The following is a 13,324-nucleotide window of genomic DNA, read 5'->3' on the forward strand; positions in this document are numbered from 1 at the left end:
CTCAGCCCTCGGTGGCGGCCCGGTGCAGCTTGCGCAGCGCCCGCACCGCCATCACCGCGCGTTCCCGGTCCACCGCCTGCACGGCCATCACCGAGAAGTACTCGTCGTCCGGCAGTTCCAGCCGAGCCCACGAGGCGCCGTCCGGGAAGCTGATCGACAGCACCTGATCCCAGGTGAACACGCGCCGCGCGAGGACGTTGCGGACCTCGATGCCGGTGGCGTCCGCGCGGACGCGGGCGTTGCCGAACAGCATCGTGCCCGCCGAGAGCGCGACGCCGATGCCGATCATCGCGATCTGGTCCGACGCCTCGAACACGACGCCGGTGTGCGAGCTGCGCAGCAAAACCGCCACGATCACGAACGCCGCGAGCAGCGCCACCGCCAGGACGCTGCACATCACGAGCGCCCGGCGCGGCCGGATCACCAGGGCGGTCTGCTCCTCGGTCATCACGCTCACACGAATCCCCGCTCGGTCCACGGCTTGTCGAGGCCGCGCAGCACATGCGCGGTGTCAAGCGCCGCCACGGCCGCTTCGTAGCCTTTGTCTTCCACAGAGCCGGGCATGCCGGAACGGTCCAGCGCCTGCTGTTCGGTGTCGCAGGTCAGCACGCCGTTGCCGACCGGGGTGCTCTCGTCGAGCGCGACCCGGGTGAGGCCCGCGGTGACCGCGTCGCACACGTACTCGAAGTGCGGGGTGCCACCGCGGATCACGACGCCCAGCGCGACGACCGCGTCGTGGTTGCGCGCCAGCGCCTGCGCCGCGACCGGAAGCTCCACCGCGCCCGCCACGCGGATGACCGTGGGCTCTTCCTCCAGCCCGGCGTCTTTCGCCGCGGCGAGCGCGCGCTCCAGCAGCACGTCGGTGATCTTCGCGTTCCACCGCGTCGCGACGACCGCCAGCCGCAGGGACTTGCAGTCGCGCAGGTCGAGCGCGGCTTCCGGCCGCCCCTCGCCGCTCATCGCGTGGTGTCCTCCTCGGTGCCCTGGTCGGACGCGCCGACCTGGTCGTAGTGCTCGAGCTGGCTGAGGTCGTGCCCCATCCGGTCGCGCTTCGTGCGCAGGTACCGCAGGTTTTCCGGGTTCGGCGAGATCGGCAGCGCGACCCGGCCGGTGACGCGCAGGCCGTAGCCCTCGAGGCCGACCCGCTTCGCCGGGTTGTTCGTGAGCAGCCGCATCGACCGGACGCCGAGGTCGCACAGGATCTGCGCGCCGGTGCCGTAGTCGCGCGCGTCGGCGGGGACGCCCAGCGCCAGGTTCGCGTCGACGGTGTCCGCGCCCGCGTCCTGCAACTGGTACGCCTGAAGCTTGTGCAGCAGGCCGATCCCACGGCCTTCGTGCCCGCGGATGTAGAGCACGACCCCGCGGCCTTCGTCGGCCACCTTCTGCAGCGCGGCGTCCAGCTGCGGGCCGCAGTCGCAGCGCAGCGAACCGAAGACGTCGCCGGTGAGGCATTCGGAGTGGACGCGGACCAGGATGTCCTCGCCGTCGCCGATCTCGCCGTAGACGAACGCGACGTGCTCGATCCCGTCGAGCAGGCTGTCGTACCCGACCGCGCGGAACTCGCCCGCGGCCAGCGGGATCCGCGCCTCGGCGACGCGCTCCACCTGCTTCTCGGTGCGCCGCCGGTAGGCGATCAGGTCCGCGATCGAAATGATTTTGAGGTCGTGGTCGGCGGCGAACACTTCCAGCTCGTCGCGCCGGGCCATGTCGCCCTCGTCCTTCTGCGACACGATCTCGCAGAGCGCGCCCGCCGGGTGCAGGCCCGCCAGCCGGGCCAGGTCCACCGCGGCCTCGGTGTGCCCGGGACGGCGCAGCACGCCGCCTTCCTTGGCGCGCAGCGGCACCACGTGCCCGGGGCGGCGGAAGTCCTTCGCGGTGGCCTCGGGGTCGGCCAGCAGCCGGGTGGTGTGCGCGCGGTCGGTGCCGGAGATGCCGGTGGTGATGCCCTCCGCCGCGTCGACCGTGACGCTGTACGCGGTCCCGCGCTGGTCCTGGTTCGTGTGGTACATCGGCGGCAGGTCGAGCCGGTCCGCCTCGGACTCGGTCAGCGCGACGCACACGTAACCCGAGGTGTAGCGCACCATGAACGCGAGCAGCTCCGGCGTCGCCTTCTCGGCGGCGAAGATGAGGTCGCCCTCGTTCTCGCGGTCCTCGTCGTCGACAACGACCACGGCGCGTCCGGCCGCGATGTCCGCGATCGCGGCCTCGATGGCGTCGACGTCTACCACCGCGCCTGCTCCGCACGGGGTCCAACCGGTCTGCGGCTCGGCCGCCTTCGTCTCGCTCACGGGTGCTCCTTCGCTGCCGCCGCCGGGTGGATGTCACACATTGTGCGCGTTCGCCGCCACGTGTGGCGCAGTGAGCTTCTCCACGTACTTCGCGACGACGTCCACTTCGAGGTTCACGTGGTCGCCTTCTTCCCGCCTGCCCAGCGTCGTCACCTCGAGCGTGGTGGGGATCAACGCGACCGAAAACCGGTCCTCCGAGACGCTCGCGACGGTGAGCGAAACGCCGTCGACGGCGATCGAACCCTTCTCCACGACGTACCGCGACAAGGCCGGGGGCAGGGAGAACGTCGTCACGCCGCGCTCGTCGCGGGACACGAAGACGCCGGTGCCGTCCACGTGGCCCTGCATGATGTGCCCGCCGAGCCGCCCGCCCGCCGGGGTCGCGCGCTCGAGGTTCACCGCGTCGCCGACGGCCACCTTCGCGAGGCTCGAACGCTGGAGTGTTTCGTTCACCACATCGACGGTGAACTCGCCGCCGGAGACCGTGACGACGGTCAGGCAGACGCCGCTCACCGCGATCGAATCGCCGTGGCCCGCGTCCGAGGTGACCAACGGGCCGCGCACGGTGAGCCGAGCCGCGTCGGTGAGCTGCTCGACCGCCGTGACCTCGCCGACCTCTTCGACAATTCCCGTGAACACTGCTGCCTCCTCGCCCGGCCACCGCCCTCGGTGGCCCTTCCATCCAACACCCGCCGCGCCCCGGGAGCTTCCCGGGCCGCGACGTCAGCTGACGCGGAGGCGGGCGGCCTGCTCGCGCAGCGCGGCGACGGCGCGGCCGGGGTCCTCGGCGCCGTAGACGGCCGAGCCCGCGACGAAGCAGTCGACGCCCGCTTCGGCGGCCTGTTCGATGGTGTCGGAGTTGATCCCGCCGTCGATCTCGACGATCAGCTTGAGGTGCCCGGTGTCGACCAGGCGGCGCGCGGTGCGCACCTTCTCCAGGACGTCAGCGATGAACGACTGCCCGCCGAAGCCCGGTTCGACCGACATGACGAGCAGCGTGTCGTAGTGCTTGAGGGTTTCCAGATGCGGTTCGAGCGGCGTGCCCGGCTTGATCGACAGCCCCGCCTTCGCGCCCGCGGCGCGCAGGTTCTTCGCCAGCATGACCGGGTCCGCGGCCGCTTCCACGTGCACCGTGACGTTGTACGCGCCGGCCTCGGCGTAGCCGATCGCCCAGCGGTCCGGGTCGTCGATCATCAGGTGGCAGTCGATGGGGACGTCGGTCGACTTGAGGATCGACTGGACCACCGGGAGGCCGAGGGTCAGGTTGGGCACGAAGTGCGCGTCCATGACGTCCACGTGCACCCAGTCGGCCCGGGTGTCCCCGGGGCGCGCGACGGCCGCGATCTCCTCGCCGAGCTTGGCGAAGTCGGCGGACAGGATGCTGGGTGCGATGAGAGGTGAAGCCACGACCCGAGTGTAAGAGGACCCGGTTCCGGCCTGTTCACCGGCCGTGACCGCATCGGAGTTCGCTTTCCGGACACCGGGCGCTCATCCGGATTCTCCGCATCGAACACATCGGCGAGCACTAATGGGTCACATCCGGAAGTTCCGGACGAGAAGCACCTCGAGGAGAACCATGAGAACGGTCTTGGCAGGCCGCCGCAAGTGGCTGGCGGCGGGCGCGCTGGGCGTCGCGATGGTCGCCGCGGCCCCGGTCGCGATCGCCGCGCAGGGCAACCAGGACGACCAGGGCGCGCGCACCGCTTCGGCCGGCGCGGGCGACCGCACGCAGGAGGTCCGCCAGGCGATCCAGGGCGGGCACGCGCGCAACGTCATCCTGTTCATCGGCGACGGCATGGGCCAGTCCGAGATCACCTCGGCGCGCAACTACGAGCGCGGCGCGGCTGGCCGGCTCGCGATGGACGAGTTCCCGCTGACCGGCGACTACACCACGTACGCGGTCGAGAAGGGCAACCCGGCGAAGCCGGACTACGTCACCGACTCCGCGGCGTCGGGCACCGGCTGGGCGACCGGCACGAAGACCTACAACGGCGCGATTTCCGTTGATGCCTACGGCAACCCGGTCCCGACGCTGCTCGAGCTCGCGAAGCGCAGCGGTCTCCGCACCGGCGACGTGACCACCGCCGAGGTCCAGGACGCGACCCCGGCCGTGCTCGGCGCGCACGTCGTCGACCGCGACTGCAAGGGCCCGGACGAGACGACCAAGAAGTGCGCGCAGAACGCCAAGGAGAACGGCGGCGCGGGCTCGATCTCCGAGCAGCTCGTGCAGACCCGTCCGGACGTGCTCCTCGGCGGCGGCGCGAAGTACTTCGCCCAGTTGGCGACCGCCGGGCAGTTCAAGGGCAAGCCGGTTCTGGAGCAGGCCAAGGCCGCTGGGTACAACGTGGTGAACACGGCCGACGACCTGGCCAAGGCTCGTCCGGGCCAGCCGCTGCTCGGGCTGTTCGCGTCGGGCAACATGCCGGTGAACTGGGCCGGGCCGAAGGCGACGCAGGGCGGTACCGCGCCGACTCGCTGCACCCCGAACCCGGCGCTGCCGAAGACGCAGCCGAAGCTGGTGGCGCAGACGCAGAAGGCGTTGCAGCTGCTGGAGGATCGGCGCAGCAACAAGGGATTCTTCCTGCAGGTCGAGGGTGCTTCGATCGACAAGCAGGACCACGCGGCTGACCCGTGCGGGCAGATCGGCGAGACGATCGACTTCGACGCGGCTGTCGCGGCTGGGCTCGCTTATGCGCGCAGCCACACCGACACGCTCGTCGTGGTGACTGCCGACCACGGGCACACCAGCCAGATCGTGTCCAACGACGCCAAGACTCCCGGCCAGACCGCCACGCTGATCACCAACGAGGGCGCGAACATGACCCTCAACTACGGCACGGCGCTGCCCGGTTCGTCGATGGAGCACACCGGCACGCAGGTCCGCATCGCGGCTTACGGGCCGCAGGCGGCGAACGTCGTGGGCTTGACCAACCAGACCGACCTGTTCGGCACGGTGAAGCGCGCTCTTCGCCTGCGCTGAGCCTGAAGTCCGTGAGGGGAACCCTGAGGGAATCTGATTCCCTCAGGGTTCCCCTCACGGCTTTCTACGCGGGCGAGGGCAGCAAGTCGAGCGGCTCCGACCACGGCCGCCGTGGGTCCAGGCGGTGCAGCCGAACACCAGCCTCGGCCAAGGTGTCGAGGTGCCGCTGCCAGGCCGGGTGGTGGGCCCGGGTCGGCTGGATCTGATAGGCCACGACGATGGTGGTCCCTGGCGCGCCAAGGACATCGCCGAGCAGCGTGAGCGCCTGATTGTCCGCGATCCCCAGCGCCAGCTTCGCCACCGAGTTCGCCGAGGCGGGCGCGAAGAGGAAGACCTTCGGATCCGGGTGCGGACGCGGTTCGCCCGGAAGCCGGGACGTGCTGCGCACCGGAAGATCCGTCGTGGCTTCCAGTTCGCCCAGGCCGCCGGTCGCTTTCAGCCAGCCCCAGGCCGTCGGCGTGAGCGTGATGGCCAATCGCCAGCCTCGGGCGACTGCCGGTTTTGCCAGCTCGTCGGTGAACCGGGTGTCCAGTCCGCCGCACGAGCTGGCGACCAAACCTAGATCCGTCACGGTTTGCGCAGCACCGCGCAGAACATCGCGTCGGTGCCGTGTCGGTGGGGCCACAGCTGGACGTACGGGCCGTCGCCGAGCTGCGGGACGCCGGGGAAGAACTCCCGGGCGTCCACGATCTCGGACTTGGTGCGGCGGGCGGTTTCGCCTACCACGCCTTCGGTTTCGGCCAGGTGCGGAGAGCAGACGACGTACGCGACGATGCCGCCCGGGCGCACCAGGTCCAGGGCCGCCATCAGCAGTTCGCCCTGCAGCTTGGTGAGGTCCGCGACGTCCGACGGCTTGCGGCGCCACCGGGCTTCGGGGCGCCGGCGCAGTGCGCCGAGGCCGCTGCACGGAGCGTCGACGAGGATCCGGTCGTAGCCCGGTTCCAGGCCGGTTTCGCGGCCGTCGGCGACGTGCACGGTGACCGGCAGGCCCTCGGTGGCGTTTTCGATCAGCCGGGCGCGGTGCGGAGCCTTCTCCACGGCGTCGACGTGCGCGCCGCTGATCTTGGCCAGTGCGCCGAGCAGCGCCGCTTTGCCGCCGGGACCCGCACACAGGTCCAGCCAGCGTTCGTCGGAGCCCTCCAGCGGGGCCTTGGTGACGGCGATGGCGCACAGCTGGCTGCCTTCGTCCTGCACCGCGGCAAGGCGTTCGCGCACCGGTTCCGCGTCGGCCGGGTCGCCGGCGCCTGCGGGCAGGTGGACGCCGTAGGGCGAGTACGGCGCGGGGTCGCCGCCGGTGATGGCGGCCAGTTCGTCGGCGCTGATCTCGCCGGGGCGCGCGACCAGGTGCACCTCGGGGCGGGCGTCGTCCGCTTCGAGGGCGGCTTTCAGCTCAGCGCCCTTGTCCCCCAACGCTTCCGCGAACGACCGGGCGACCCAGCGCGGGTGCGCGGTGCGGAGCGCGTAGGCACCGATCGGGTCGGTGGTCTCGTCCGGGGTCAGTTCGTCGAGCCACTGCGCTTCGTCCTTTGTGGACACCGTGCGCAGGATGGCGTTCGCGAATCCCGTTGCCCACGAACCGGCTTCGGCACGGACGAGGTCCACAGTGGACCCGACGGCGGCATGCTCCGGGATCCGGGTGCGCAGCAGCTGGTAGACGCCGAGCCGCAGTGCGTCGAGGACCACCGGGTCGGTCTTCTCGATCGGCCGGTCGGCGCACGCGGCGATCACCGCGTCGAGCAGGCCCTGCGCGCGGGCGGAACCGTAGGTCAGTTCGGTGGCCAGCGCGGCGTCGCGACCGCTCACCCGGCGTTCCCGCAGCAACTGCGGGAGGACGAGATTGGCGTACGCGTCCTTCTCGCGGACGGCGCGCAGCACGTCGAACGCCACCTGGCGGGCCGCGTCGACCTCCGGCGGACGCCGCGGTCCCTGTTTGCGCGGAGCCGGACGGCCCCGCTGCGGCCGTGACGGCCGCCGTTCTCCACGCTCGTTCACCGCAGGCGCTCTCCTTCGTCGATCCTCGTGCCGCGCGCCCAGTCGGTGGCAGCCATCCGTTTCTTGCCGGCGGCCTGGACCTCGCCCAGCCGCACCGGTTTCGTCGCCGTGCCCACGAGCACGCGCTTGCGCTCGACCACCAGCTCGCCCGGCCGCGGACCGGGTTCGTCGAGCACGGTGACCGGTCCCAGCTTGAACCGCTCGCCGCGGAACTCCGCCCACGCGCCGGGATCCGGGGTCACCGAGCGAATCTGCCGGTCGACCGCCGACGCCGGGTCCGCGAACGACACCCGCGCGTCCTCGACGGTCACCTTCGGCGCGTAGCTCATGCCCTCGCCCGGCTGCTCGACCGCGCGCAGCGTGCCGTCCTCGATGCCGTCCACGGTGGACACCAGCAGGTGCGCCCCGGACTCGGCGAGCCTGCCGAGCAGCGCGCCGGACGTGTCGGCCGGGCCGATCGTCTCGGTCACCACGCCGAACACCGGCCCCGCGTCGAGCTCCTTCACGATCCGGAAGGTGGACGCGCCGGTCATCTCGTCCCCCGCCCGGATCGCCGCCTGCACCGGGGCCGCGCCGCGCCACGCGGGCAGCAGCGAGAAGTGCAGGTTGACCCAGCCGTGCGCCGGGATGTCGAGCGCGGACTGCGGCAGCAGCGCCCCGTACGCGACGACCGGGCAGACGTCCGGCTCCAGCTCGCGCAGGCGAGCGAGAAACGCCGGGTCACCAGCGCGAGCGGGCGTGAGCACCTCGATGCCGTGCTCGTCGGCGAGTGCCCCCACTGGGGACCGCAGCACCTTGCGCCCGCGCCCGGCCTGGGCGTCCGGCCGCGTGACGACCGCGACGACCTCGTGCCGCCCGGACTCGATCAGCGCGCGCAACGACGGCACGGCAGGCTCCGGGGTGCCGGCGAAAACGAGACGCATCACCGCACCTCCGGAAGGGAAAAGGGGATTTCAGGCTGGTCGGACATCGGAAGCGAGTCTAGAAGACCCCGTCCCCGGCGGCGCGGCGCGGGCAGCCAGCCGGGGCGGGCGCCAGGATCGGGTATATGACCACGCTGAAGGCGACCCTGCACGACGACCTGACGACCGCGATCAAGGCAAGGGACCAGCTGCGCTCGGCGACCCTGCGCCTGACCCTCTCCGCGATCGGCTACGAAGAGACCGCAGGCGACAGCGCACGCGAACTCTCCGACGACGAGGTACTGAAGATCATCACCCGAGAGGTGAAGAAACGCCGCGACGCCGCCGAGGCCTTCGAGAAGGCCGGCCGCGCGGAGTCAGCCGAACGCGAACGAGCGGAGGCTGAGGTCCTGACCGGCTACCTGCCCGCGCAACTCTCGGACGACGAACTGCGCGGCTTGGTCACCGAGGCCGTGACGGAGACGGGCGCTTCCGGGATGGCCGGGATGGGTGCCGTGATGAAGGCGGTGCAGCCGAAGGTCGCCGGACGCGCGGAAGGCTCCCGCGTCGCCGCCGAGGTGAAACGCCAACTCGCCGCCGGATGACTCCTGCACGCCGCCGCTCGCGTGCTGACGCCTCGGCCGCGCCCGCAGTCCGTGAGGGCCACCCTCACGGAATCAGATTCCCTCAGGGCTCCCCTCACGACCCGCCCAAGTCCGTGAGGGCCACCCTCACGGAAACAGACTCCCTCAGGGTTCCCCTCACGACCGGCGCAAGTCCGTGAGGGACTCCTTCACGGAATCAGATTCCCTCAAGGAGCCCTTCACAGCCCACCCACTCGCTAGCGCCGCCGAGATACGCCCCAATGCCGCATTGGGTGCGTCACATGCACCCAATGCCACATTGGGGCGCTAACCAGCCCCCTCACCAACCGCAGCCGATGCACCCACCCAAGGCAGCCACACCCCCCGCACCCCGATACGAAGCCAAAAACACGGCGCGGAGGTGCTTGTCAAGGCATCTTTCCCGCCTTGACAAGCACCTCCGCGCCGTAGTCACACTCAGCTTCGGGGTGCCCCACGCAACCACTCAAAAGCAATGTCGCCGCCAGGCGACGAGCCGAACTACCGCCCCCCAGGCCACCGCCAAGGCAACACAACCTCAGCAGCCCCCTGCCCCCTCCTCACCGGCTCAGCAGCGGCAATCCACCGCCCGTCCCGCAAACTCTCCACCCCGGTAGAAGCCCCGATCTCCGCAGGCGAAGACGAAAACACCTGCCCTCGCCGTTGCAAATCAGCGACCTCAGGCTGAGCCAAGAACCCAGCCTCGACATCCGCCTTGGCAGAATTCCGCTGAGAAGCCCGAGGCGCGGCAATCGCATCCTCCAACGACATCCCACGATCAATCCGCCCAAGCAAAACCTGCAGCACAGTCGTAATAATCGAAGCGCCCCCAGGCGACCCAGTGGCAAAGAACGGCTTCCCGTCCCGCAACACCACAGTAGGAGCCATAGAAGACCGAGGCCGCTTCCCGGACCCAGGCAAATTAGGATCAGGAACCCCAGGCGTAACAGGCACGAACGAGAAGTCAGTCAACTCGTTGTTCAGCAGGAACCCACGCCCGGGCACCACAATCCCACTACCACCCTCCTGCTCAATAGTAAGGGTGTAAGCGACAACATTCCCCCACTTGTCCGCCACAGTAAGGTGAGTGGTGTTCTCCCCTTCATAAGGCGTCGGCGCCCCAACAGACCCAGCGCCACAAGGCTGAGGATGCCGAGGATCAGCAGGCGCAACCGGACTAGTCGCAGCGTGGTCCCGAGAGATCAAACAAGCCCGGCTGTCCGCGAACTCCTGACTGAGCAACTCCCGAGCCGGAACATCCACCACCGCGGGATCGCCGATCCACCGATTCCGATCAGCGAACGCATACCGCGAAGCCTCCAGGAAATACTGCAGATAGTCAGCCTTGCCAGCCCCGCGAAGATCGTAATTCTCCAGAATATTCAAAGCCTCGCCCACGGTAAGCCCCCCAGACGAAGGCGCAGGCATCCCGTAGACGTCCAACCCGCGATACTCCGTATGCGTGGGCTCCCGCTCAATAGCCCGATACGCGGCAAGATCCCCCAAAGAGAGCTTCCCAGGCCGAACATTCAGGGAAGAAGCAGGATCGACCGGCGGCCGCTGAACAGTCCGGGCGACATCCGCCCCGATGTCCCCGCGGTACAACGCATCCGTACCCCGCCGGGCCAACTCCCCGTAAGTGCCGGCAAGATCAGGATTCCGGAACACCGTCCCCGGCGCCGGCGGCTGACCGCCCGGCAGATACAACGACCGAGTCGAAGGAAACGCAGCAAACCGCACGGCATTGTGCGCGACCTGGTCATGGAACGTCTGATCGACCACGAACCCCTTGCGCGCCAACCGCTCCGCCGGAGCGATCGACTGGGCGAGCGACCGGGTCCCCCACTTGCGCAACGCATCACGCCACGTAGCCGGAGTGCCCGGCACCCCCACGCTCAACCCGCTGGTCACCGCGTCCGCGAACGGCAACGGCTTGCCGTTCTCCACGAACAGGTTCTCGTCCGCGGTCTTGGGCGCGGTTTCCCGCCCGTCGAGCGTGTGGACCTTGCCGGTCTTCGCGTCGTAGTACACGAAGAACCCGCCCCCGCCGATGCCGGCCGAGAACGGGTCCGTGACGCCGAGTGCGGCCGCGACGGCGACCGCCGCGTCGACGGCGTTGCCGCCGCCGCGCAGCACCTGCGTGCCGATGGCCGTGGCGTCGGCGTCGATGCTCGACACCGCGCCGAGATAGCCGGTCGCGACAGGCGATTTAGGAGCGGGAACGGCGGCCGAGGCGCTGGCCGCCCCGGCCGTGGACACCAGAGCGGCCACGGAGAGCACCGCGAGAATTCGCTTTCCGGTCGTGGGCATGCGGGCGAGTCTGCCCCGCGGCAGAACCGGTGTCCACACTCATTTCGAGGCCGCCATCGCCACCGCGGTCAACGTGGCCAGTCCGCCGACGCCCGCCGCGCCGACGACCAGCCCGGCGATCGCCGCGACCGAGGCCGCCAGCCGCACCGCCAGTCCGGCGATCCAGCGCAGCACCCGGATCACGGCGATCAGGACCACCAACGCGAGCACGAGCACCGCCGCCGGCACGCCTTGCCCGCCACTCTGCGCGGCGGCCAGCACGGTGGTCATATCCGCACCTGTATCCGCGGTTCGCGAAGGTCCTCGCGCCCGAATTCGCGCATGTTCTCGTACGCCCGCCTGCGCAGTTCCTCACGAGCCTGAACGCGTTTGCGCTCCGAACCCAGCTGCCACACCCAGCGCCAGCCCGCGGCCGTCGCGATCAGGGAACCGGCGAGGATCACCAGGAACGCCTGTGCGACCAGCCCGTGGAGCGATTCGAAACTCAGCAACACCAGCAGCGCCCACACCTGAGCGACGGTGAACGGGACGACCAGAGCTGCCGCGTACACCCCCCGACGCCAGCGAACCGGCTGAGGAGCGGGAAGAAACGGTTCCATGACTGCCTCCCTCGGTGGTGTGTATCCAGAAAACCCCGGCGGAGCCGGGAAATCTGTGTCAGCTGACACGTTCAGCGGGCGAGCCTCCGCAATTCCGCGAGCCGGTGGATAGTCACCCGGCCGCGCGCGGTGCTGATCACCCCCTGGCGGCGGAGTTCCCGCGTCACCCGTGCCCACGATTCGCGCGAAATCGCCGCTGTCATCGCGAGTTCCGCTTGCGTGCCGGGCACCGCGACCTCGATGTCCGTGCCGCGCCGCACGCCGTGCTGCACCGCCAGCTGCATCAGCTGCGCGGCCACGCGGCGGGTGCTCGTCCCGCCGCCGATGTCGAGCCACTGCCGTCCGACGTCGCGCATCCGGTCGGCCAGTACTTGCAGCAGCGCCCAGGAAATCGCCGCCTCGCGCCGGCACAGCGCGACGAACCGCGCGGCGGGCACGACCAGTACGTCGAGTTCGTCGAGTGCCTGCACTGTCGCCGACCTCCGTCCGCCGTCGATCACGGCCAGTTCGCCGATCACGTCGCCCGCGCCGCGGACGCCGATCACGACCTCGCGCCCGTCCGGCGTCGCGTTGGTGATCCGGACGTGCCCGGTCAGCAGGAGAAGGACCACCGAGGCCCGCTCGCCTTCGCGGCAGAGGACGTCCCCGCGCCGGTAAGCCTTGCGGACGGACAGCTCTTCGAACTTCGCGCGGTCCGCGGCGCCCAGCGCCGGCCAGAACCCGATCGTCTCCACAGCGGTCCACCCTCCTCGTCGCCGGCCGGACCGCTCAGGCGATCAGTCCCGCTCCCGGCCGGACGGCGTCGGTGGTGCGGACCCAGCCCCGCGTCCGCTGCCCGCCGACGCGCACGTGGAAGGCGTGGGTGAAAGAGCTGCGGTCGATCCCGGCGTAGCCGTGCCGGACGACCGAACGGTGGATCGCGTTCGAGACGACGAGCGCGAGCGGGCCGGAGGAGCTGCGCAGCCTGCGTCTCAGGTCGGCCGCGTCGAGCAGCCGGCAGGCGATGTCGACGTCCTCGCCGTAGGGCCCGTGCGCGTCGTAGTGCACCTCGCCGGCGTGGACCGAAACGCGCAGCCGGAAGGCCAGTTCGGGATCCTGGTCGCCGTGCCGGGCGAGCAGTTCGGTCAGCGCGGGCACCACGCGGGCGAGCAGCACTGTCTTCGGGACCTCGTCGACCGGCCGGATGAGGCAGAGCGCCCCGTCGCCCCGGTCGATGAACGGGTCCCGGAACTCCTCGGTGATGCCCCCGGCCAGGAACGCCTCGTCGAGCAGGTCGAACAGGACCGAACGGAGCCCGGCCCGAGCCGGGTTCGTACGGGTTGTCGACCCTTCGATGTCGACCACCACGATGGCTCGGTGTACTGGTGCCTGTACTGCTGAGGTGTCCATGACCGCCCCCCTATTTCAGGAAGCTACTGAAATCTAGTAGACTTTCACAGCAGCTACTATAAGGCTGGGCCGGGACTGAAACAATGGTGTCGCGCACACGACATCTTCAGTTCAGGTCCCGGCCTAGTCCGAGATTGGCAACCCCTGAACACCCGCCGACACTCCACCCCCGGCCCGTCCGGCCACCCCGGCGTCCCGGGTGTAGAATCCCCGCCATTCACGTCTGACTGAACTTCACTGA

At 70.0% G+C, this 13,324-nt stretch carries 15 protein-coding genes; 2 read left to right on the top strand and 13 right to left on the bottom strand.

The window, feature by feature from the left end; all coding sequences use genetic code 11:
- Position 1 precedes the first annotated feature (1 nt).
- The 5 genes from AB5I40_RS13015 to rpe form a co-directional block, all read right to left on the bottom strand.
- Positions 2–448, bottom strand: coding sequence for a PH domain-containing protein (locus AB5I40_RS13015; RefSeq protein ID WP_370938749.1), 447 nt, complete (start codon positions 446–448; stop codon positions 2–4).
- Positions 449–453: 5 nt separating this feature from the next.
- Positions 454–960, bottom strand: coding sequence for a 6,7-dimethyl-8-ribityllumazine synthase (gene ribH / locus AB5I40_RS13020; RefSeq protein WP_370938750.1), 507 nt, complete (start codon positions 958–960; stop codon positions 454–456).
- A complete protein-coding gene (locus tag AB5I40_RS13025; RefSeq protein WP_370940509.1) occupies positions 957–2,228 on the bottom strand; it encodes a bifunctional 3,4-dihydroxy-2-butanone-4-phosphate synthase/GTP cyclohydrolase II in 1,272 nt (423 codons plus the stop codon). The genes ribH and AB5I40_RS13025 overlap by 4 nt, the downstream gene beginning before the upstream one ends.
- Before the next feature lie 93 nt (positions 2,229–2,321).
- Positions 2,322–2,927 carry a riboflavin synthase gene (locus AB5I40_RS13030; RefSeq protein ID WP_344267282.1) on the bottom strand — a complete coding sequence of 202 codons (606 nt, stop codon included), beginning with the start codon at positions 2,925–2,927 and terminating at the stop codon, positions 2,322–2,324.
- Positions 2,928–3,011: 84 nt separating this feature from the next.
- Positions 3,012–3,695 carry a ribulose-phosphate 3-epimerase gene (gene rpe / locus AB5I40_RS13035; RefSeq protein WP_370938752.1) on the bottom strand — a complete coding sequence of 228 codons (684 nt, stop codon included), beginning with the start codon at positions 3,693–3,695 and terminating at the stop codon, positions 3,012–3,014.
- A 169-nt stretch (positions 3,696–3,864) separates the two neighbouring features.
- Here rpe and phoA point away from each other — a divergent pair, with 169 nt between their 5' ends.
- Positions 3,865–5,268, top strand: coding sequence for an alkaline phosphatase (phoA, locus tag AB5I40_RS13040; protein WP_370938753.1), 1,404 nt, complete (start codon positions 3,865–3,867; stop codon positions 5,266–5,268).
- A gap of 64 nt (positions 5,269–5,332) precedes the next feature.
- On the opposite strand, the gene AB5I40_RS13045 is transcribed toward phoA, so the two are convergent.
- The 3 genes from AB5I40_RS13045 to fmt are packed head-to-tail and all read right to left on the bottom strand — an operon-like array spanning position 5,333 to position 8,183.
- A complete protein-coding gene (locus AB5I40_RS13045; RefSeq protein WP_370938754.1) occupies positions 5,333–5,839 on the bottom strand; it encodes a flavoprotein in 507 nt (168 codons plus the stop codon).
- Complete coding sequence (locus AB5I40_RS13050; RefSeq protein WP_370938756.1) at positions 5,836–7,260, bottom strand: RsmB/NOP family class I SAM-dependent RNA methyltransferase; 1,425 nt, start codon at positions 7,258–7,260, stop codon at positions 5,836–5,838. The genes AB5I40_RS13045 and AB5I40_RS13050 overlap by 4 nt, the downstream gene beginning before the upstream one ends.
- Positions 7,257–8,183, bottom strand: a complete 927-nt coding sequence (gene fmt / locus AB5I40_RS13055; RefSeq protein ID WP_370938757.1) for a methionyl-tRNA formyltransferase — start codon at positions 8,181–8,183, stop codon at positions 7,257–7,259. Before fmt ends, AB5I40_RS13050 begins: the two co-directional genes overlap by 4 nt.
- 125 nt (positions 8,184–8,308) lie before the next feature.
- Here fmt and AB5I40_RS13060 point away from each other — a divergent pair, with 125 nt between their 5' ends.
- Complete coding sequence (locus AB5I40_RS13060) at positions 8,309–8,767, top strand: GatB/YqeY domain-containing protein (protein WP_370938758.1); 459 nt, start codon at positions 8,309–8,311, stop codon at positions 8,765–8,767.
- Between the two features lie 519 nt (positions 8,768–9,286).
- Here AB5I40_RS13060 and ggt read toward each other — a convergent pair.
- From ggt to AB5I40_RS13085, 5 genes are all read right to left on the bottom strand, one after another.
- Complete coding sequence (gene ggt, locus AB5I40_RS13065) at positions 9,287–11,095, bottom strand: gamma-glutamyltransferase (RefSeq protein WP_370938759.1); 1,809 nt, start codon at positions 11,093–11,095, stop codon at positions 9,287–9,289.
- Between the two features lie 39 nt (positions 11,096–11,134).
- On the bottom strand, positions 11,135–11,365 hold the full coding sequence (locus AB5I40_RS13070) for a hypothetical protein (protein ID WP_370938760.1): 231 nt from the start codon (positions 11,363–11,365) through the stop codon (positions 11,135–11,137).
- Entirely contained in the window at positions 11,362–11,694 is a 333-nt protein-coding gene (locus AB5I40_RS13075; protein WP_354751157.1) for a hypothetical protein, read from the bottom strand. The genes AB5I40_RS13070 and AB5I40_RS13075 overlap by 4 nt, the downstream gene beginning before the upstream one ends.
- Before the next feature lie 71 nt (positions 11,695–11,765).
- The gene (locus AB5I40_RS13080) at positions 11,766–12,428 is read right to left on the bottom strand and encodes a Crp/Fnr family transcriptional regulator (protein ID WP_370938761.1); all 663 of its coding nucleotides are present in this window, start codon (positions 12,426–12,428) and stop codon (positions 11,766–11,768) included.
- Between the two features lie 34 nt (positions 12,429–12,462).
- Positions 12,463–13,083 carry a hypothetical protein gene (locus AB5I40_RS13085; RefSeq protein WP_370938762.1) on the bottom strand — a complete coding sequence of 207 codons (621 nt, stop codon included), beginning with the start codon at positions 13,081–13,083 and terminating at the stop codon, positions 12,463–12,465.
- Between the last annotated feature and the right edge of the window lie 241 nt (positions 13,084–13,324).

This window comes from Amycolatopsis sp. cg13 (assembly GCF_041346965.1).
Classification (GTDB): domain Bacteria; phylum Actinomycetota; class Actinomycetes; order Mycobacteriales; family Pseudonocardiaceae; genus Amycolatopsis.

Coding starts and splice junctions, on each gene's coding strand:
- AB5I40_RS13015 (WP_370938749.1), bottom strand. CDS start 448: ATGACCGAGGAGCAGACCGCCCTGGTGATCCGGCCGCGCCGGGCGCTC.
- ribH (WP_370938750.1), bottom strand. CDS start 960: ATGAGCGGCGAGGGGCGGCCGGAAGCCGCGCTCGACCTGCGCGACTGC.
- phoA (WP_370938753.1), top strand. CDS start 3,865: ATGAGAACGGTCTTGGCAGGCCGCCGCAAGTGGCTGGCGGCGGGCGCG.
- fmt (WP_370938757.1), bottom strand. CDS start 8,183: ATGCGTCTCGTTTTCGCCGGCACCCCGGAGCCTGCCGTGCCGTCGTTG.
- AB5I40_RS13060 (WP_370938758.1), top strand. CDS start 8,309: ATGACCACGCTGAAGGCGACCCTGCACGACGACCTGACGACCGCGATC.
- ggt (WP_370938759.1), bottom strand. CDS start 11,095: ATGCCCACGACCGGAAAGCGAATTCTCGCGGTGCTCTCCGTGGCCGCT.
- AB5I40_RS13070 (WP_370938760.1), bottom strand. CDS start 11,365: ATGACCACCGTGCTGGCCGCCGCGCAGAGTGGCGGGCAAGGCGTGCCG.
- AB5I40_RS13075 (WP_354751157.1), bottom strand. CDS start 11,694: ATGGAACCGTTTCTTCCCGCTCCTCAGCCGGTTCGCTGGCGTCGGGGG.
- AB5I40_RS13085 (WP_370938762.1), bottom strand. CDS start 13,083: ATGGACACCTCAGCAGTACAGGCACCAGTACACCGAGCCATCGTGGTG.